This is a genomic window from Cytobacillus oceanisediminis (assembly GCF_007830235.1).
Lineage (GTDB): Bacteria > Bacillota > Bacilli > Bacillales > Cytobacillaceae > Cytobacillus > Cytobacillus oceanisediminis.
Window position 1 is genome coordinate 1 of record NZ_VLKI01000005.1, and the last position, 17,822, is coordinate 17,822.

Genomic DNA, 17,822 nt, shown 5'->3' on the forward strand with positions numbered 1-17,822 from the left:
AGTTTGACGCATCGAGCGTATGCCAAAAAGATATTGAATGAACACCATTTTAATAAGGACAACAGGGTCAATACTAGGTCTCCCATTGTCTAAGCTATACTTATCTTTTACCAGGTCATAAATGAATTCAAAATCAATAGCTTGTTCGATCTTTCTAACCAGATGATCTTCAGGCACTAATTGGTCAAGAGCGACCATTTCTATTTGATTTCTTCCATCTTCTACGTGTTTTGATAACATTTGAATCCCCCACAAAAAATCTTTTCAACTTCATTATACAAAAAAAGCTTGTAGACGTGGTCCGTAAAGCAGACTTTGTCTACAAGCTGAAACAGACCATATAGGTCTGTTTTTTTATTGTGACATACTATTAAAGAGGAGACAACGCCTGGTAAAAAGAATAAATACCAAAAAATACTTTAAATATGTTATACAATTAGGCTTGAAAAATTAATAGTGTTATATTATTATTGAATTAAAGATGTTAAGCGCTTTCAAGTTTAATAAAACTCAATGAAAAGGAGAATGAAAAGATGGGTACAATCGTATGCCAGGCTTGCAATTCAACTATCGATCACTTTGAGGATGAAAAAGTAACAGTTTTATATTCAAAACAATGCAACTGCTGTGACGGAGAAAAAACAGATAAAGCAAACAATAACCGCTAAAAATAAAAAGAGCCTATTCCTTAAAGGAAAGGCTCTTTTGCTTTATCGAATGGCACGATGTTCTTCAATGACGCGCAGGTATTTGAAATCGTAATCTTCCGGTCCTTGAACGGGAAGTCCTGCTTCCATATTTGTTTTAATATACCGAAGATTTTCTTTTGTAATGATTTCACCTGGGATAAAAATCGGTATGCCAGGCGGATAGACCATGATAAATTCAGCTATAATTCTTCCTTCTGATTCATCAAATGGTACCAGTTCAGTATCTGCATAAAAGGCATCACGCGGCGTTAAGGATAAGACTGGAATATCAGGCAAGAGCACTTGAGTTTCAAGTTTCTCCGTATTTCCTTGGCGCTCTTTTGCCAGCTCGGCAAGAGCAGATACTAAAATATCAGCTTCCCTTTCAGTGTCTCCTGGTGTAATGATGCAAAGGATGTTATATAAATCGGACATTTCCACTTCGATATTATGTTTTTCGCGAAGCCAATTTTCAACATCAAAACCGTTCATACCAAGTTCCTTGACAGAAATGATTAATTTTGTCGGATCGTAGTCATGGGCAGCCTTTGTTTCCAATATTTCCTCTCCGACGCAATATAAGCGATCAATTTCATTTATGCTGCGGCGGATTGATTGGGCCAATTCTATAGTTTTGCCAATGAGCTCCCTGCCTTCAGTGGCAAGGCGTTTTCTTGCAACATCCAATGAAGCGAGCAATAAATAAGAAGTGGAAGTAGTCGTCAGCATACTCAAAATGGATTGAACCCTTTTGGCCGATACGAGATTTCCTTTCATATTTAAAACAGAGCTTTGGGTCATGGACCCGCCAAGTTTATGGACGGAGGTAGCTGCCAGATCTGCTCCGGCCTGCATAGCCGACAATGGAAGCTCGTCATGGAAGTGGATATGCACTCCATGTGCTTCATCAACCAGGACAGGCACATTATAGGAGTGGGCAATATCTACAATTTTCTTTAAATCAGCAGAAATCCCGAAATAAGTCGGATTTATAACCAAAACCCCTTTGGCATCCGGATGGAGTTCAAGGGCTTTTGATACAGAGTCAGTTGTAATTCCGTGCGATATTCCCAGTTTTTCATCAATCTCAGGATGAATGAAAATAGGCGTTGCACCCGAGAAAACGATAGCAGACATGACTGATTTATGGACATTTCGAGGGACGATGATTTTATCTCCAGGACCGCAGACCGCCATAACCATTGTCATTATGGCTCCGCTTGTACCCTGTACAGAGAAGAAGGTTTTATCAGCTCCAAATGCCTCTGCAGCAAGGTCCTGCGCTTCTTTAATAATTCCTTTTGGCTGATGGAGATCATCAAGCGGCCCGATATTTATCAGGTCGATTGCAAGAGCATTATCCCCAATATAATCTCTAAATTCCGGGTCAATCCCAGTACCTTTTTTATGCCCTGGTATATGAAACTGCACCGGATCCTTTTTTGCGTGTGCAAGTAAACCGCTGAACAACGGTGTTTTATATTGAGACAACTTATTCCCACACCTCTTTAGTTAATATTTCAATTTGATCGTGTTATAAAACATTTGCATTATAGCATTATTCATTCCCTTTGCATAGAAAGATTTATCGTTCTGCTGCCATATGGCGCAGACACTTCTGCCACTAAATTTTGAACTTGCTTTTAGTTTTAGAAGTTAACAGGAAATTAAAACATAAAAATAGAAATAGAAGAATATTGACGAATGGAGGTTATAAATATGAAGTGGAACACAAGGGTTACAGACATGCTAAAAATTCAATATCCTATTATACAGGGAGGGCTTGCACATCTCGCTTATTCCGATCTGGCTGCTGCCGTTTCAAATGCAGGCGGGCTGGGGCAGGTTACAGCAATGTCTCTTAGCAGCCCGGAAAAACTTAAAGAAGAAATTCAAAAAGTAAAGAAATTGACAGACAAGCCTTTTGGAGTTAATTTTGCTATTGGGCAGCACGGCAGACCCTTCTCTGATTATCTTGATGTTGCAATTGAAGAAGAAGTTCCGGTAATATCCATGACAGGAGGAAATCCTGCCCCCATTTTTGAACAACTGAAAGGGATAAACGTTAAGAAGCTTGTTCTTGTAGCAGCAAAAAGGCAGGCTGTAAAGGCAGAAGAACTTGGTGCTGATGCAGTCATGGTCGTAGGACAGGAAGGCGGAGGCCATTTAGGCAGGGATGATATCGGTACCTTTGTCCTCGTGCCTCAGGTTGTTGATGCTGTATCCATTCCTGTTATTGCATCAGGAGGCATCGGGGATGGCAGAGGAATGATGGCTGCGCTAAGCCTTGGAGCCGAAGGGATTGAAATGGGAACAAGATTTGTGGCGACAAAAGAATGCGTTCATGCTTCCGAATTATATAAAAACCGTCTCGTAGAAGGAACAGAAAATGATACAGTTGTCATTAAAAGAACCATTGGCGCTCCTGCCAGGGTAATTGCAAACTCCTGGACAGATAAAATCCTTGAAATAGAAAAACAAAACGGCGGCTATGAACAACTAAGGAACTACATAAGCGGGAATGCTAATAGGAAATATATTCATGAGGGGAAAGACCATGAAGGTTTCGCATGGGCTGGCCAGGTAATGGGGTTAATCAAGGATGTGCCGACTGTTGAGGAGTTAATTCAGCGAATGGTAGCTGAAGGGGAAGACGTCCGCAAAAAGTGGGCTGAGTAAATATTAGAGGCAGCAGGATTATCATAAGTGAGGTGAGATGACATGGAATATCAATACCCTATTGACCATGATTGGTCAACAGAAGAAATTGTTGATGTTATAAAATATTTTGAAAGCATTGAACAGGCATATGAAAAAGGAATTGAGCGGGACCAATTTATGAATGCATACAGACGGTTTAAAGAAATAGTGCCGGGCAAAGCCCAGGAAAAAAATCTTTGTGATGAATTTGAAGAACAGAGCGGCTATTCATCGTACAGAACGGTGAAGGCTGCCAAGGAGTCTTCTGCAGGGGATAAAATCAAAATGAAATAACAGGCCTAGAACCGGATCCGCACCGGCTATATAACTAAAAAAGGAAAACCGCCTAATGTAAGGAGGTTTTCCTTTTTTAGTTATTAATCTAATCACTTAATGATGTTTATGCCATTTTGTATAGGGGTAATAAATTTCTAAATACAGAATCTGCTTTTTCAATAAATTGATCAGGCGACATGCTGACGGCCTCTTCTCTAGGGATATGGAAGCCGCAAAGAATTTCAGCCTTTTTGACAGTTTGCAGGCGAACAAACATGGATTTTAATTCATCTTTAGACAATTGATTGTGCGGAAGAGCAGATGGTTTCGTATGATCACCAGACCAGACATAATCCTTAGGTATTTCTTTATACAATTTATCCAATCTGTCCTCGAAAGCTTTGCCGATTGCCTCTTTATTCGGTGCTTCATAGATGACAGCAAACCAAATGAATACATGTGTTTCCCACAAGCCAACTTGAAAATGCGGAAGCATTTTGTAGCCTCTCGCATTGCTGGCAAATGCAACCCACGTATCATTTGGGGGATTCTTGGTTCGCCTTGCATGTTTAGCAACATGAGGAAACATTTCATCGCCGGATAAAGCTGAAAGCGATGGGGCAAAATGCCGTCCCAGTTCTTCAAGCTTCGGTCTTATCGTTGACTTTAATGCTTCCATTCTGTCATCTAGGCCATCTATTTTAAAAGTATCGAAATCTTCATTGGTAAAACCGGAAAATGACATAAGCTAACCTCCTGAATGCTTTGTCAAATATTGTAGCATAACCTCGAACAAACAAGAAATGTTAAGCCTTCAAGCTCTCTATAAATTAAAGTTTGGGTTATAGCACAAATTAGTTGCATCTAAGATTTACTCTTCATATGATAATAGTAAAAATAATCAGAAAACTAACAAGATTATTGGAAGGGGTGTACTGTCTAATGAAACAACTTATGAATTCTGTTAAGAAAAAAGCCGGTGAGAGAGAAAGGACAGCAGTTCTACGACTGGAAATGGATTATGAATTGGCTACTTTATTTGATGCCATGACAGAAAAAAATGAAGACCTAAAGAAGCAAACAAAGCTAAAGCTTGAAAGGATCAGGCAGGAACTTCTAAGATTAAAAGCACTTTAAAGATGAATTTTGAACTGTGAAGCAAAGGAGAAAAGGCAGAAAAAATGCAGATGAAAAGCAGAAACCTTTAGAAACGAACTCCCTTATTACATGAGGAGTTCGTTTATTATTTTATAAATGACTTATTATTTGTTTTGGCACTCTGTTGATTGGAGCGGAAGGCGCGGGGCACCAGCGGGAGAAGCGAGTCAAAGTGAGACCCCGCAGACGCACTGCACCAAGGAGCGTCGGAACGCCCGCGGTTCGCTGAGTACCTGGAGCGTAAATCAACAGACAAGTTTAACCGAGCTTTTTTTTAAATAACTTCATGGCTTGCAAATGATTAGACTCTCCCTGGGAGAGTATATAACTTGAAGAACATCGCTAATTCATTTAAGCTATTTATATTTTAGGCTATGTTAAAGCTTATTGTTGATTTTGCACCCCGTTGATTAGAGCGGAAGGCACTAATCCCGCGAAAATGCATCCGCATTTCCTTCGTGCGGTGTTGATTCAAGGATGCTTATTCAAAGTCCTGCGGGAAACGCGAGTCAAAGGGAGACCCCGCAGGCGTTCACGCCGAGGAGCGTCGGAACGTCCGCAGTTCGCTGAGTGCCTGGAGCGGAAATCAGCAGGCGAATTTAACAGAGCCATATTTTAAAAGGGATCCCAGAAAATAACGATGGGGAACCAAGCGGAGGGTGGACCAATTATGACGAATTGGAGCGAAATTGATACATATGCAAAAGCCTGGGTTAAAGAGGCTGGAGTTAACATCCGAAATTCCTTCAGTAAAACATTGACAATTATGACAAAGTCAAGTGCAAATGATTTGGTGACGGATATTGATCAGGGAACAGAACAATTTTTCATAAAGAAAATTAAAGAGAAATATCCTGATCACCGAATCCTTGGAGAAGAGGGATTTGGCGATCAGTTAAACAATTTGGACGGAATTGTATGGATCATCGACCCAATCGATGGAACGATGAACTTCGTGCATCAGCAAAGAAATTTTGCTATTTCAATTGGCATCTATGAAAATGGTGAAGGGAAAATCGGTTTAATTTATGACGTGGTGCATGATGAATTGTATCATGCTATTAAGGGGCATGGAGTCTTTATGAATGAATTGGAACTCCCTCCATTAAAAGAAACAGAAGTATCCAAAGCAGTTATCGGGCTGAATGCAACATGGGTAACTGAAAATAAGCGAATCGATCCATCGCTGCTGGCTCCGCTAGTTAAAAATGCGAGAGGTACCCGCTCCTATGGGTCTGCGGCAATAGAGATGGCCTATATTGCATCAGGGCGGGTTGACGCGTATATCACTTTAAGGCTGGCGCCATGGGATTTTGCCGCTGGTGTCATATTGATTGAGGAACTGGGAGGAATAGCGACTACTCTTAAAGGAGAGCCTTTGAATCTGCTTGAAAATAATTCAGTTTTTGTTTCTAAGCCGGGTCTTCACCAGGAAATCATGAAAGAGTATTTAAAAGATGGAAATTGGTAATCTGTCCAGTGATTTGATGACTGATGCAGATTGGCCATTCTTTATAGAAACCATCAAAGACAGCCCTGAGTGGGAAGAAACCGAAAAAAGCAGTTTTGATCCTAAAAAGTACATGGCTATGTACGAGAACCTGAATGGTGAGTGGAGATTATGGCGATTGGATGGTGAGCGGATAGGCATTACCTTTCATGTTAAATCATCGCCAGCTAATCAAAAGCCGTGGATTGGGACTATTCTTGTTAAAAAAGAAATGCGGCGAACAGGTTTGGGTATAGCCATAATCGGCCAAATAGGCAAGGAATTGAAAAAAAGAGGCGAAAAGTCATTATTTGCTGGTGTGCCGGAATATCGCTACATGTGGATCGAGTTTTTATCGGATGCCGGATTTGAACAGTTTAAGATGGAGGTTTCTCCTGAAGGCCAAGATTATTTGATCATGGTCTGTCCGCTCATTTAAAAAAGCTGCAGCACTTGGCTGCAGCTTTTTCGCGCTTTAATTATAGCAATCCGTCTTCTCTCATTTTCTTCTTTGTTTTAAAACCAAAACCCATTACAAAAACTAACAGAATGATTGAAAAAATAATGCCAATTATGCTTCTTTCAGCCACAGCAACGCCAATTCCCATCATGCATAGGGCTGCTCCAATCGCAAAAGCTAATAATGGCCACTTGATATTTTTCATACGATTTTACCCTCCCAGGCGGAGTAATAAGTGCATTTGCTGGCAAACAATATATAGAAATAGCCGCATTAAATAATGAAAATAATCTAAAAAGCCAGGCACGAACCCCTTTTCTACATTATTTTACACAAAAAGCTTTTAGGTTTCTACTGTAATTATGATATAATGTATCAGTTGTGAAAAAAATGTAGAAAATTATTTAGTTTTTATAAATAGGAGGAAATCTTTTGAAATTAAGAGAAGATATTCGCAATATAGCTATTATTGCCCACGTTGACCATGGGAAAACAACGCTGGTTGACGAGCTTTTGAAACAGTCTGGAACTTTCCGTTCAAATGAGCATGTGGAAGAGCGTGCAATGGATTCAAACGATTTGGAAAGAGAACGTGGAATTACCATCTTAGCTAAAAATACTGCAGTTAAATATAAAGATACAAGAATAAACATTCTTGATACGCCAGGACACGCAGATTTCGGCGGAGAAGTTGAACGTATCATGAAAATGGTTGACGGTGTATTATTGGTAGTTGATGCATATGAAGGGTGTATGCCGCAAACACGTTTCGTACTAAAAAAGGCATTGGAACAAAAATTAACTCCAATCGTTGTAGTAAATAAAATTGACAAGGAATCTGCCCGCCCAACAGAAGTTGTGGACGAAGTAATCGATTTATTTATCGAACTTGGTGCAGATGAAGATCAGCTGGAGTTTCCAGTCATCTATGCTTCAGCAATTGCTGGGACCGCAAGTACAACTCCTGATAAACAGGATGATGATATGCATTCGGTTTATGAAGCAATTATTGAGCATATACCAGCACCTGCTGATAACCGGGAAGAACCGCTTCAATTCCAGGTAGCACTTTTAGATTACAATGATTATGTAGGAAGAATTGGGATTGGCCGCGTTTTCCGAGGAACAATCAAGGTCGGCCAGCAAGTTGCATTGATGAAGCTTGATGGAGCTGTCAAACAGTTCCGTGTGACGAAAATTTTTGGTTTCTTCGGCCTGAAGCGTGAGGAAATTCAGGAAGCCTATCCTGGAGATTTAATCGCTGTTTCCGGAATGGAAGACATCAACGTAGGGGAAACTGTCTGCCCTGTTGAACATCAGGAAGCACTTCCTGTTTTAAGAATCGATGAACCAACATTGCAAATGACTTTCGTTGTAAATAACAGCCCATTCGCAGGAAGAGAAGGCAAGTATATTACAGCCAGAAAAGTTGAAGAAAGATTGCGTGCTCAACTTGAGACAGATGTGAGTCTTCGTGTCGAAAATACAGATTCACCTGACGCTTGGATTGTATCTGGACGTGGAGAACTTCATTTATCGATATTAATTGAAAATATGCGCCGTGAAGGCTTTGAATTGCAGGTTTCAAAACCTGAAGTAATTATTAGAGAAATTGACGGTGTTCGCTGCGAACCGGTAGAACGTGTTCAAATTGATGTACCAGAAGACAACACTGGTGCTATTATTGAATCAATGGGTACGCGTAAAGGTGAAATGCTTGACATGGTTAATAACGGCAACGGGCAAGTACGATTAACATTCAATGTCCCAGCCCGCGGCCTAATCGGCTATTCTACAGAATTTATGACGCTTACTCGCGGATATGGTATTATCAACCACACTTTTGACAGCTACCAGCCAGAGATTAAAGGGCAAATCGGCGGCAGAAGCAAAGGCGTGCTTGTTTCAATGGAAAGCGGGAAGTCATCCACATATGGTATTATGCAAGTAGAGGATAGAGGAACCATTTTCGTTGAACCAGGTACTGAGATCTATGAAGGAATGATTGTTGGGGAACATACTCGCGAGAATGACCTTACAGTTAATATCACAAAAGTGAAGCATGCAACCAACATCCGCTCTGCTAATAAGGATCAAACAAATGTAATTAAAAAGCCGCGCATATTGACTCTTGAAGAAGCGCTGGAATACTTGAATGATGACGAGCTTCTTGAAGTAACACCTGAATCAATCCGACTGCGCAAGAAAATTCTTGATAAAAATGAACGTGAAAGAGTATCTAAGAAAAAGAAATACGCTGAAACAAACTAAGGCTAAGAAGGGGGAGGAGAGAGGGATATGGATGTTTCACAACGCCTGTCTTTTTTCGCTGCTTTATTCAAAGTCGATCAAAATCCCACAACAGGGATGTGGCTGCTATATATAACAATTGTCCTTTTGTCTATCCTGGTTTTTAAATTGGGATTTGCCAAGAAGCTTCCTATTGCCAAATCAGTAGTTATTTACACCTTCTTAATTTTGGGATGTACGATGCTGACTTTTCTTGGTGTGTTCCTTCCGGTTGCAGAAGGCCTTGTTGTGGCTGCGCTAATCTTGATTATCTATAAAATCCGCCTTCACCAGGAAAAGAAACAGCACGCAAATGCGGATTAACAGGGAGAGGCTGATATGAAATCTTTGCAGGATTCACTGTATAACTGGTTAACGATTAAAATTGTCAGTGATGAACGGCCGGATGATACAGCAGCAGCAGAAACAGAAAAAATGTTTTTCGATATTCTCGGGGATGAGTTTCACGTATCCGATATTGAAATTGAAAAAGATGATGTCATGTACTATGTACATTACAACAATAAGGACGGAGAACGGAACAAGACCCGTTTTCCGCGTGAATTGATAGAAGTAATGCTCAATCAGATCAAAAATGAGCCTGATAAGTATGTGAATTATCCAGAGGATTAAAAAGAGCCGCCCCTTTCGCATGGGGCGGCTTTTTTTTGCTGGCTATAGTTTTTGAAGCAATCCAGCTGTTCTCGAAATTATTATCTGTTGAGAAATGCCTTTTCACTGCAAAAATGGCGGGCTTACCATTCTTCCTCCTGGACCTTGCTCCGATATAGTTTAAAATTGCCGGTCTCGGCTCTCTTTTGTGTCCTCTCTGCGATTCTTGTTTCGCACGGTTTGCACATATAGGTGTGGATTGGACGATTGCGTAGACGTTTGGCCTGCAGTGATTCATTTTCTATAGATTCGATTTTATCGCAAAGTACACATTTAACTCTCATAGGGACACCTCATATTATTTTGGCTGCTCTTTATACCATTATAGTACAAGTTGGGGTTTGATTCGAATGCTTTGGTATAAATAAATTTTTGCTGTTATACGGTATTTGGCCGGAGGTGTTGGTTCATATTAGTATAGAACAGATATGCATGGCTAACATTGGTGAATAAGGAATGTTAGCCATGAATGTATATTGGTTGAAAGAAAAACATTATCATACTATGATGAAACTATTAGAGGAGGGAAAAGAATGGCAAATCAGGTAGAACCAAAATTAATTAAACCATTATATGATGAACTGCAAAAAGAGCGGTTTGTTACACTTGCCACTGTGGATCACGAAACAGGAGGTCCAAATGTCAGTGCGATTTCATGGGTATTGGCCAAGGATGAAGAAACAATCTATTTCGCTGTTGATAACCGTTCAAGAATCGTGCAAAACATAGACAGCAACAATAAAGTAGTCCTGAATATCATAGCTAATGAATCTACATATTCCATTTCTGGAGAGGCATCAGTAAAGTCTGAAAAGATGGAAGGGGTGCCGCTTAAGCTTGCGCTCTTGGAAATCAGTGTGAAAGAAGTCCGTGATGTAATGTTCTACGGTTCTAAAATTACAGCAGAACCGCAATATGATAAAACCTACGACAAAGATGCTGCTGCCCGTTTAGATAAACAGGTAATGGAAGCCATGAAAAAAGCTTAGTTTCTCTAAGAGGATAGGGTCTTTATTGATAAGTTTATAATAACGAATGAAATGACGTGTGGATTCACATACGTCATTTTTTATTTAATTAATTGTGCTCTGTTAAATTTGCCTGTTGATTTCCGCTCCAGGCACTAAGCGAACCGCGGGCGGTCCGACGCTCCTCGGTGCAATGCGCCTGCAGGGTCTCCCTTCGGCATGCTCCTCCTGATGGAGTCTCGCGCCTTCCGCCCCAATTAACAGGAATAATAAAAATAACCTTCGTCAAGCCAGTGAAGGACAAAACTCCACGAAGGAAAAGCTGAAAAGTCCCTCGTCAAGCCAATGAAGGACAAAACTCCACGAAAGAAAGGCCAAAAAGTCCCTCATCAAGCCGATGAAGAACAAAACTCCACGAAAGAAAGGCCAAAAAGTCCCTCATCAAGCCAATGAAGGACAAAACTCCACGAAAGAAAGGCCAAAAAGTCCTTCATCAAGCCAATGAAGGACAAAACTCCACGAAAGAAAGGCCAAAAAGTCCCTCATCAAGCCGATGAAGGACAAAACTCCACGAAAGAAAGGCCAAAAAGTCCTTCATCAAGCCAATGAAGGACTGAACTCCACGAAGGAAAAGCTGAAAAGTCCTTCATCAATATTAAGGGCAAAATCACTGATTCAAAATATTTTTTAGATATGGACAGAACAAATACTAAAAAAAACAGGTACCTATATCATTTCGTGCAACTGGAATAGGTACCTGGCATTGGTTATTTATAGTGGTTGGATCCTTCTTCTTGTTTTTGTTCGAGTTGTTTTTCTTGGTTGTTATTGAGTTTTTTCTTCGGGTCTTCGGTTGCATTTTTTTCGTTTTTCTTGTTTGGATCAACTAAATCTGCAGGGACCTCTGGCATCAAACGGCCGGCAATGTCAGCCAGTTCATTCATAATCCCTTGAATAGGCTCTCCATTTTGTATGTCTTCGGCTATTTCTCTAAGCCGTGCGTTAATATCCGGATCAGCCACAATCATGGCTCTTGCGCCATGGGGATCATTTTTCAGGCTTTCTGCAACAGAATACTTAATTGTCCCAACTTCCGATCTATCGAGGTTTTTATTCACATCAATCCCCACAATCGCAAATCTTCCGAGGACAACAGCAGTCGCGTCATTAACATTGGGTATCCTGGTTGCCAAATCGACCAGGTGTCTGGAAACTTGCTGACCTGTCTCTCTGTCAACCTCCTGAATCGTACTATTTTTAACATTAATGGCATTTTGCTGGTCCTGCTGGTCTTGGGACTGGTTATTGTTTATTCCGCAACCTGACAAAAGTAAGGCTGAAAAGAACAATAATAGCCATTTTTTCATATTTGACACCTCCGGGGCTATCAAAAAATTTTTCCTGAAATGAAAGCAATTAGCCGAAAATGACTTCAGGCTTTTTACAAAATCTGAGGACTAAATAGGATTGTTTAATGTTTATTGTGCAAAACTTCTTCTATCTTTATTCGGAAAAACATATATTTTACCAAGTTATATTTGTCCCACTGTATTTCAAAGCCTTTTATCCTATTCATTCAACTTCTCCAGTGGGCATGAATAATATAAACAAACAGCGTATTCGTTATGAGTCCAAAATGGCTCATTTCAAGCAAAGTCTCAGCAGCTGTCGAAACCAAAAAGGCATAAAGCCCCCACTTAAGAAGTTACGCTTTATAAAGACCCAAGAGGAGCAGGAGGCATCAGATTGAGTAAAATTTACGTTTTAGATACCAACGTCTTGTTGCAAGACCCTAATTCCATATTTTCATTCGAAGATAATGATGTGGTAATTCCAGCTGTGGTGCTGGAAGAGGTCGATTCGAAGAAAAGGTATATGGATGAGATAGGCAGAAATGCAAGACAAGTATCCAGGCTGATTGACGGCATGAGAGAAACGGGAAAGCTTCATGAAAAAATCCCTCTTGAAAATGGCGGAAGCCTGCGTATTGAATTGAACCACAGATCTTTTCACCAGCTGCAGGAAATCTTTGTTGAGAAAACCAATGATAATCGGATTTTGGCTGTTGCTAAGAATTTGTCGCTTGAAGAAGAGACAAAAGAAAATGGACGAACAGTTATTCTGGTTAGTAAAGATGCTCTAGTCCGTGTTAAAGCCGATGCAATTGGGCTAATTTCAGAAGATTTTTTAAGTGATCGGGTAGTGGAAAATGATCATTTGTATCCCGGATTCCTGGAAGTTTATATAGGGCTGGATATATTGAACCGCTTTTATGAAAAAGGTGAATTGCCCTTATCGGATGTAGCAAACCATCCATTCTACCCCAATCAGTTCCTTGTCATGAAGGACGCTCTCGGCTCTTCATCATCTGCTTTGGGAGTGGTTGATAAAAACGGCAAAAAGGTAAAGAAGCTTATCTTTGACTATGATCATATTTGGGGAATCAAACCCCGCAATGTCCAGCAGATAATGGCTTTGGAGCTTTTGCTAAGAAACGATCTGCCTTTAGTTACGCTAATTGGGAAGGCGGGAACCGGAAAGACCTTATTAGCGCTCGCATCCGGTTTAATGCAGACCGAGGACTACGGGCAATATAAAAAGCTGCTGGTAGCCCGGCCGATCGTTCCGGTAGGGAAAGATCTTGGTTTCCTGCCAGGGGAAAAAGAAGAAAAATTAAGGCCGTGGATGCAGCCGATTTACGATAATCTTGAGTATTTGTTTAACGTGAAGAAACCGGGGGAATTGGATGCCATACTGGCAGGGATGGGATCGATTGAGGTGGAGGCGCTGACCTATATACGGGGAAGGAGCATTCCGGATCAGTTTATAATTATTGATGAAGCACAGAACCTGACTAAGCATGAAGTGAAAACTATTCTTACCCGAGTGGGGGAAGGAAGTAAAATAGTCTTAATGGGTGACCCTGAGCAAATCGATCATCCATACCTGGATGCTTATAACAATGGCCTCACCTATGTTGTCGAAAAGTTTAAAGATCAAATTATCTCCGGACATGTCAAGCTTATCAAAGGCGAAAGATCCGGCCTGGCACAGCTTGCGGCTGACCTTTTATAAAAAATATTTTAGCCTAATATTTCACGCAGGAAATTATAATAATCGGTCTATAAGCCGGGGTGGCCAGGAAAAAGCAGAAAATCCAGCGCTTACATCAAGGCCAAAAAGAAAAGGGCGATTTTCCATCGCCCTCTCCGGTCATTCCACTCTGAATGCTTTCACTCTTTTGATGGGATTGTTTTTATTGCTTCCATCCCCCAAATACACATGTACAGGTCCGTCACTTTTTAAAGGTTTTCCTTCATTTGAGAACCCCAATATTAAATCTTCTGCTTGGGAAAGCGGCAGTTGAACCTCGCCATCTTCACTTTCGATAATAAGAGATTCTGCATTCTTATCAGGCTCTGCGTTAAGGAGGAACGGTTTAAAAGGAATCCCGAAAGTGCCTGTCAAAACCTTTTCCTTTTCAAATTTTTTTTCTGTTTTTAATGTAGGAGGAAACACGGCTCCTTCCATAATCTCCCGATCCCAATGCTTGGAAACAGCCTTCGTATATTCCTCCAGCTCATTTTTATTCTCAGCCTCATTATCAAAGTATGTATTTAAATCTACTCTCCGGTCATCAAAAATCCAGACTCCAGGGTCCAGTGTAATTGTATATTTAACTTTTCCTTTAAACGAAATAATATTTTCCATAGTAATCCTCCTGGCAATCCATGAACTCATGAATAGATGTATGCTTTCAGTATACAGATTTTATGGTGGGTTGTCATATTGGCATTCTCGATATTCATTTGGGGTAGACTAGCTAAATGATAAAAATAATGCCAGGAGGAGAAAAAAATGACATGCCATACTAGCGGTGACCTGCAGGAAATTGTTGACGAAGTCGTTCCATTGACAAATGATGGCGAAGTAGCTGATTATATTCCTGCACTTGCTGAAGTGAACAAGCATGACCTTTCAGTAGCGGTATATAACGTCCGAGATAACACCTGCATATGCCGGGGATTACCAAAAAAAATTTACATTGCAAAGCATTTCAAAAGTGCTGGTGTTAGCTTTGGCAATTCAGGATAGAGGCTATGGCTATGTCTTTGATAGAGTAGGAATGGAACCGACAGGCGATCCTTTCAATTCAATCTCCAAGCTTGAGACTTCCGTTCCGTCAAAGCCTCTCAATCCGATGATTAATGCAGGAGCGCTGGCAGTTACAAACATGATAAAAGGTGATAGCGCTTTAGAAAGGTGGAGCCGCATTAGAGACTTTGTGCAGCGCCTGGCAAGTGATAAAAATGTGACTTGCGATGAGTCAGTGGCAAAATCTGAATTTGAAACTTCTTGCCTTAATAGGGCCCTCTGTTACTTTATGAAGCAGCACGGCGTTATCGAGGGAAATATAGAAGAATTAATGGATATTTATACAAAACAATGTGCAATCGAAATGAGCTGTTTTGATCTTGCGAGGATAGGTGCTGTATTTGCCCTTGATGGAAAAGATCCGGAGACAGGTAAAGAAATTATCCCTAAGGGTATTGCACGTATTTGTAAAACGTTTATGGTCACATGCGGTATGTACAATGCCTCCGGGGAGTTTGCAATCAAAGTTGGAATACCAGCGAAAAGCGGGGTATCAGGAGGAATTCTAGGGGTAGTGCCTGAACGATGCGGGGTGGGGATCTTTGGCCCTTCACTGGACAAAAGAGGGAATAGTATAGCAGGTTTAAAATTATTGGAAATTCTTGCAGACAAAAATAACTTCAGCATATTTTAAAATATGGCTGTGTTAAAGCTTGTTGTTGATTCTAGCACCTTGTTTTTGGAAAGGAAAGTGCGAGATCCTCGAAAATGCATTCGCATTTTCTTCGTGCGGTGTTATCTCAAAGATGCTTACTCAAAGTCCTGCGGGAGGAGCGTGTCCAAGGGAGACTCCGCAGGCGCCCGCGCCGAGGAGGCTACCGGACAGCCCGCGGTTCGCTGAGTGCCTGGAGCGGAAATCAACAGGCAAATTTAACAGAGCCTAAAATATAAGTTCTAAATAAAGCAGGACAGGCGGAAGTGTGCAATTCTTTATGCTAATCCCTTATTATCCTTGCTTTTTTCCAAGCTTAAGTATAAAATTTAAAGATAGGATAATCGCTCGGAAATGGAGGGATTGAAAGTTGGCTTCTGAAATGATTTTAGATCACAAAGAAAAAGCAAACGCTCTTTTAAAAGCAGATGCTGCTAAAATATTAAAGTTAATCAAGGTGCAAATGGATAACCTCACTATGCCGCAATGCCCTCTATATGAAGAGGTGCTTGATACCCAGATGTTCGGGTTGTCCAGAGAAATAGATTTTGCTGTCCGTCTCGGCTTAATTGAAGAGACCGAAGGCAAGGCTATTCTTGATGAATTGGAAAGAGAACTCTCCATTCTTCACGAAGCTTCAGTAAAAAAATAAAATTTAAAAACTCAAACATTCTACACAGATTGTTTGAGTTTTTTTATAACCAAATTGAAAAATGCCAAGCAATAACGTTAATTAGTATGCCTGCAAGAAAGATTTTGTTTAATTGGTATAACTTAATTTAAAATTAGTATAACATAATTGTGGAATTCTTTTGATTGCTGTGTTACATTTAAATTAACTTTTCTTTTCTTCAAAGCAGGATATTTAATACTATAGTAGAATAAGTAATAAACTTAGAAGATAAGGGAAGAGGGCTGGATGTTTAAAAAAATTCTAAAATCATATGATTATACCTTGATTATAGCTGTAGCTCTGCTATCTGTTTTTGGCCTGATTATGGTTTTTAGCGCAAGTATGGTTACTGCTGTACAAATTTATGATCAAGAAAGCGACTACTTTTATAATAAACAAAAGATGCATTTAGTTGTTTCAGCAATAGCATTTATCTTTGTTGCTTTATTTCCATACAAAGCCATGCAAAGCAATAAATTTCTTGTTCCGATGGTAGGTATTTCGGTTGTTGGCTTATTTGCCCTATTTATTTTTGGTAAAGTGGCTGGCGGAGCCATGAGCTGGTTTGAAATTGGAAGCAGAAGCCTTCAGCCCGCTGAATTTGTAAAGCTGTCTGTTATCATATATTTAGCAGCGGTATATGCAAAAAAACAGCCATATATAAATGAATTTAATAAAGGAGTCCTTCCGCCGCTTGCCTACTTAATTCTTGCTACCATGCTGGTTGCGATTCAGCCTGACTTTGGAACAGCTATAATCATTTTTGCTATAGCAGCAGCAATTATTTTTACTTCTGGCATGAATTTTAGGAATATCTTCAAGCTGGGTCTGTTTGGACTGTTGTTGGCTGCTCCATTTATCCTTCTTTTAAAGGATAAGATTTTTGCCCCTTATCGGATGGGAAGAATAGAAGCCTTCAGAGATCCTTTTGGATCAGAGTTTGGTTATCAGCTTTCCAATTCTTATATTGCACTTGGTGCAGGGGGAATGAAGGGACTTGGTCTCGGGGAGAGTGTCCAGAAGCTTGGCTACCTTCCTGAAGCACATACAGACTTTATTATGGCAGTTATTGCCGAGGAACTTGGGGCTTTCGGGGTAGGTTTTGTCATTTTGCTTCTCGGGTACATTGTTCTGAGAGGAATCTTTATCAGTTTAAAGTGTAAAGATGCTTTTGGCAGCCTGCTTGCAATTGGAATATCCTCCATGATTGGGATTCAAGCTTTTATCAACCTGGCCGGGATCTCAGGAGTCATGCCGCTTACGGGGGTAACTCTTCCCTTTGTAAGCTATGGAGGATCTTCACTTCTGCAGCTTTCAATTGCTATGGGGATACTTGTAAACGTCTCTATGTTTGTAACATATGAACAAAAGTATAAAAATACAGATGAACAATTAAAGCCGGAATCCATTCAAGAGGCTTCCGAAAAAGCTTATGTGATTCGTAAATAAGCACAGGTTATTCTCAGTGCTTTTTAATACATAAATCAGGAGTTAATTCCTTCTGATTAGTAAAGAAGGCTTCCTGCGCGAAAACTGCAGGGTTGCCGGTCATTACAATTCAGGTCAGCAAGCGGGTGGATTTTCCACCCCGATTCAGCCTGGATTTGGCAGAATATTATTAAAAATACATAAAGACGGGGT

20 protein-coding genes and 1 pseudogene are annotated in these 17,822 nt (G+C 40.4%); 14 read left to right on the forward strand and 7 right to left on the reverse strand.

All coding sequences use genetic code 11. The features are described 5' to 3' along the window. Positions 1 to 240: transposase (locus IQ19_RS10295; protein ID WP_199749410.1), on the reverse strand; the 240-nt coding region annotated here is incomplete at its 3' end. A gap of 293 nt (positions 241 to 533) precedes the next feature. On the opposite strand from IQ19_RS10295, the gene IQ19_RS10300 reads away from it, so the two are divergent. Then, on the forward strand, positions 534 to 668 hold the full coding sequence (locus IQ19_RS10300; protein WP_110067300.1) for a GapA-binding peptide SR1P: 135 nt from the start codon (positions 534 to 536) through the stop codon (positions 666 to 668). A 42-nt stretch (positions 669 to 710) separates the two neighbouring features. On the opposite strand, the gene IQ19_RS10305 is transcribed toward IQ19_RS10300, so the two are convergent. Continuing rightward, entirely contained in the window at positions 711 to 2,180 is a 1,470-nt protein-coding gene (locus IQ19_RS10305) for an aminotransferase class I/II-fold pyridoxal phosphate-dependent enzyme (protein WP_144542350.1), read from the reverse strand. 228 nt (positions 2,181 to 2,408) lie between these two features. Between IQ19_RS10305 and IQ19_RS10310 the strand changes: the two genes are divergently transcribed. Next, positions 2,409 to 3,368: an NAD(P)H-dependent flavin oxidoreductase gene (locus IQ19_RS10310; RefSeq protein WP_144542351.1), complete on the forward strand. Its 960-nt coding sequence runs from the start codon at positions 2,409 to 2,411 to the stop codon at positions 3,366 to 3,368. Positions 3,369 to 3,410: 42 nt separating this feature from the next. Beyond that, entirely contained in the window at positions 3,411 to 3,683 is a 273-nt protein-coding gene (locus tag IQ19_RS10315; RefSeq protein ID WP_144542352.1) for a UPF0223 family protein, read from the forward strand. Positions 3,684 to 3,789: 106 nt separating this feature from the next. Here IQ19_RS10315 and IQ19_RS10320 read toward each other — a convergent pair whose 3' ends face one another. After that, positions 3,790 to 4,410 carry a YktB family protein gene (locus IQ19_RS10320; RefSeq protein WP_144542353.1) on the reverse strand — a complete coding sequence of 207 codons (621 nt, stop codon included), beginning with the start codon at positions 4,408 to 4,410 and terminating at the stop codon, positions 3,790 to 3,792. A gap of 197 nt (positions 4,411 to 4,607) precedes the next feature. Between IQ19_RS10320 and IQ19_RS10325 the strand changes: the two genes are divergently transcribed. The 3 genes from IQ19_RS10325 (at position 4,608) to IQ19_RS10335 (ending at position 6,751) form a co-directional block, all read left to right on the forward strand. Beyond that, positions 4,608 to 4,802: a hypothetical protein gene (locus IQ19_RS10325; RefSeq protein ID WP_110067295.1), complete on the forward strand. Its 195-nt coding sequence runs from the start codon at positions 4,608 to 4,610 to the stop codon at positions 4,800 to 4,802. A gap of 691 nt (positions 4,803 to 5,493) precedes the next feature. After that, positions 5,494 to 6,294, forward strand: a complete 801-nt coding sequence (locus IQ19_RS10330; RefSeq protein ID WP_144542354.1) for an inositol monophosphatase family protein — start codon at positions 5,494 to 5,496, stop codon at positions 6,292 to 6,294. Beyond that, entirely contained in the window at positions 6,281 to 6,751 is a 471-nt protein-coding gene (locus IQ19_RS10335) for a GNAT family N-acetyltransferase (protein ID WP_144542355.1), read from the forward strand. The genes IQ19_RS10330 and IQ19_RS10335 overlap by 14 nt, the downstream gene beginning before the upstream one ends. 40 nt (positions 6,752 to 6,791) lie before the next feature. Here IQ19_RS10335 and IQ19_RS10340 read toward each other — a convergent pair whose 3' ends face one another. Continuing rightward, positions 6,792 to 6,977, reverse strand: a complete 186-nt coding sequence (locus tag IQ19_RS10340; protein WP_144542356.1) for a YlaF family protein — start codon at positions 6,975 to 6,977, stop codon at positions 6,792 to 6,794. A gap of 227 nt (positions 6,978 to 7,204) precedes the next feature. Between IQ19_RS10340 and typA the strand changes: the two genes are divergently transcribed. The 3 genes from typA to IQ19_RS10355 are packed head-to-tail and all read left to right on the forward strand — an operon-like array spanning position 7,205 to position 9,694. Next, positions 7,205 to 9,043 (forward strand): translational GTPase TypA, encoded by a 1,839-nt coding sequence (gene typA / locus IQ19_RS10345; protein ID WP_144542357.1) that lies wholly within the window; start codon positions 7,205 to 7,207, stop codon positions 9,041 to 9,043. Positions 9,044 to 9,070: 27 nt separating this feature from the next. After that, positions 9,071 to 9,385 (forward strand): YlaH-like family protein, encoded by a 315-nt coding sequence (locus tag IQ19_RS10350; protein ID WP_144542358.1) that lies wholly within the window; start codon positions 9,071 to 9,073, stop codon positions 9,383 to 9,385. A gap of 15 nt (positions 9,386 to 9,400) precedes the next feature. Beyond that, complete coding sequence (locus IQ19_RS10355; protein ID WP_144542359.1) at positions 9,401 to 9,694, forward strand: hypothetical protein; 294 nt, start codon at positions 9,401 to 9,403, stop codon at positions 9,692 to 9,694. A gap of 122 nt (positions 9,695 to 9,816) precedes the next feature. Here the strand turns inward: IQ19_RS10355 and IQ19_RS10360 are convergent, their stop codons facing one another. Next, positions 9,817 to 10,017, reverse strand: coding sequence for a YlaI family protein (locus tag IQ19_RS10360; RefSeq protein WP_110067849.1), 201 nt, complete (start codon positions 10,015 to 10,017; stop codon positions 9,817 to 9,819). Between the two features lie 249 nt (positions 10,018 to 10,266). On the opposite strand from IQ19_RS10360, the gene IQ19_RS10365 reads away from it, so the two are divergent. After that, positions 10,267 to 10,722, forward strand: coding sequence for a pyridoxamine 5'-phosphate oxidase family protein (locus IQ19_RS10365; RefSeq protein WP_144542360.1), 456 nt, complete (start codon positions 10,267 to 10,269; stop codon positions 10,720 to 10,722). A 746-nt stretch (positions 10,723 to 11,468) separates the two neighbouring features. Here IQ19_RS10365 and IQ19_RS10370 read toward each other — a convergent pair. After that, complete coding sequence (locus tag IQ19_RS10370) at positions 11,469 to 12,068, reverse strand: YhcN/YlaJ family sporulation lipoprotein (RefSeq protein ID WP_144542361.1); 600 nt, start codon at positions 12,066 to 12,068, stop codon at positions 11,469 to 11,471. 379 nt (positions 12,069 to 12,447) lie between these two features. On the opposite strand from IQ19_RS10370, the gene IQ19_RS10375 reads away from it, so the two are divergent. Further along, entirely contained in the window at positions 12,448 to 13,776 is a 1,329-nt protein-coding gene (locus IQ19_RS10375) for a PhoH family protein (protein WP_144542362.1), read from the forward strand. A gap of 138 nt (positions 13,777 to 13,914) precedes the next feature. Here the strand turns inward: IQ19_RS10375 and IQ19_RS10380 are convergent, their stop codons facing one another. Next, entirely contained in the window at positions 13,915 to 14,412 is a 498-nt protein-coding gene (locus IQ19_RS10380; RefSeq protein WP_144542363.1) for a molybdopterin-binding protein, read from the reverse strand. A 147-nt stretch (positions 14,413 to 14,559) separates the two neighbouring features. On the opposite strand from IQ19_RS10380, the pseudogene glsA reads away from it, so the two are divergent. From glsA to IQ19_RS10400, 3 genes and pseudogenes are all read left to right on the forward strand, one after another. Beyond that, a pseudogene (gene glsA, locus IQ19_RS10385) lies at positions 14,560 to 15,490 on the forward strand (glutaminase A). 388 nt (positions 15,491 to 15,878) lie between these two features. After that, a complete protein-coding gene (locus IQ19_RS10395; RefSeq protein ID WP_110067841.1) occupies positions 15,879 to 16,160 on the forward strand; it encodes an Fpa/YlaN family protein in 282 nt (93 codons plus the stop codon). A 267-nt stretch (positions 16,161 to 16,427) separates the two neighbouring features. Then, a complete protein-coding gene (locus tag IQ19_RS10400) occupies positions 16,428 to 17,630 on the forward strand; it encodes an FtsW/RodA/SpoVE family cell cycle protein (protein WP_144542365.1) in 1,203 nt (400 codons plus the stop codon). Positions 17,631 to 17,822 lie beyond the last annotated feature (192 nt).

What these genes read in the sequence shown, in the direction of transcription:
- IQ19_RS10300 (WP_110067300.1), top strand. Translation starts at nt 534, where the DNA reads ATGGGTACAATCGTATGCCAGGCTTGCAATTCAACTATCGATCACTTT.
- IQ19_RS10310 (WP_144542351.1), top strand. Translation starts at nt 2,409, where the DNA reads ATGAAGTGGAACACAAGGGTTACAGACATGCTAAAAATTCAATATCCT.
- IQ19_RS10315 (WP_144542352.1), top strand. Translation starts at nt 3,411, where the DNA reads ATGGAATATCAATACCCTATTGACCATGATTGGTCAACAGAAGAAATT.
- IQ19_RS10320 (WP_144542353.1), bottom strand. Translation starts at nt 4,410, where the DNA reads ATGTCATTTTCCGGTTTTACCAATGAAGATTTCGATACTTTTAAAATA.
- IQ19_RS10325 (WP_110067295.1), top strand. Translation starts at nt 4,608, where the DNA reads ATGAAACAACTTATGAATTCTGTTAAGAAAAAAGCCGGTGAGAGAGAA.
- IQ19_RS10330 (WP_144542354.1), top strand. Translation starts at nt 5,494, where the DNA reads ATGACGAATTGGAGCGAAATTGATACATATGCAAAAGCCTGGGTTAAA.
- IQ19_RS10335 (WP_144542355.1), top strand. Translation starts at nt 6,281, where the DNA reads ATGGAAATTGGTAATCTGTCCAGTGATTTGATGACTGATGCAGATTGG.
- IQ19_RS10340 (WP_144542356.1), bottom strand. Translation starts at nt 6,977, where the DNA reads ATGAAAAATATCAAGTGGCCATTATTAGCTTTTGCGATTGGAGCAGCC.
- IQ19_RS10350 (WP_144542358.1), top strand. Translation starts at nt 9,071, where the DNA reads ATGGATGTTTCACAACGCCTGTCTTTTTTCGCTGCTTTATTCAAAGTC.
- IQ19_RS10355 (WP_144542359.1), top strand. Translation starts at nt 9,401, where the DNA reads ATGAAATCTTTGCAGGATTCACTGTATAACTGGTTAACGATTAAAATT.
- IQ19_RS10360 (WP_110067849.1), bottom strand. Translation starts at nt 10,017, where the DNA reads ATGAGAGTTAAATGTGTACTTTGCGATAAAATCGAATCTATAGAAAAT.
- IQ19_RS10365 (WP_144542360.1), top strand. Translation starts at nt 10,267, where the DNA reads ATGGCAAATCAGGTAGAACCAAAATTAATTAAACCATTATATGATGAA.
- IQ19_RS10370 (WP_144542361.1), bottom strand. Translation starts at nt 12,068, where the DNA reads ATGAAAAAATGGCTATTATTGTTCTTTTCAGCCTTACTTTTGTCAGGT.
- IQ19_RS10380 (WP_144542363.1), bottom strand. Translation starts at nt 14,412, where the DNA reads ATGGAAAATATTATTTCGTTTAAAGGAAAAGTTAAATATACAATTACA.
- IQ19_RS10400 (WP_144542365.1), top strand. Translation starts at nt 16,428, where the DNA reads ATGTTTAAAAAAATTCTAAAATCATATGATTATACCTTGATTATAGCT.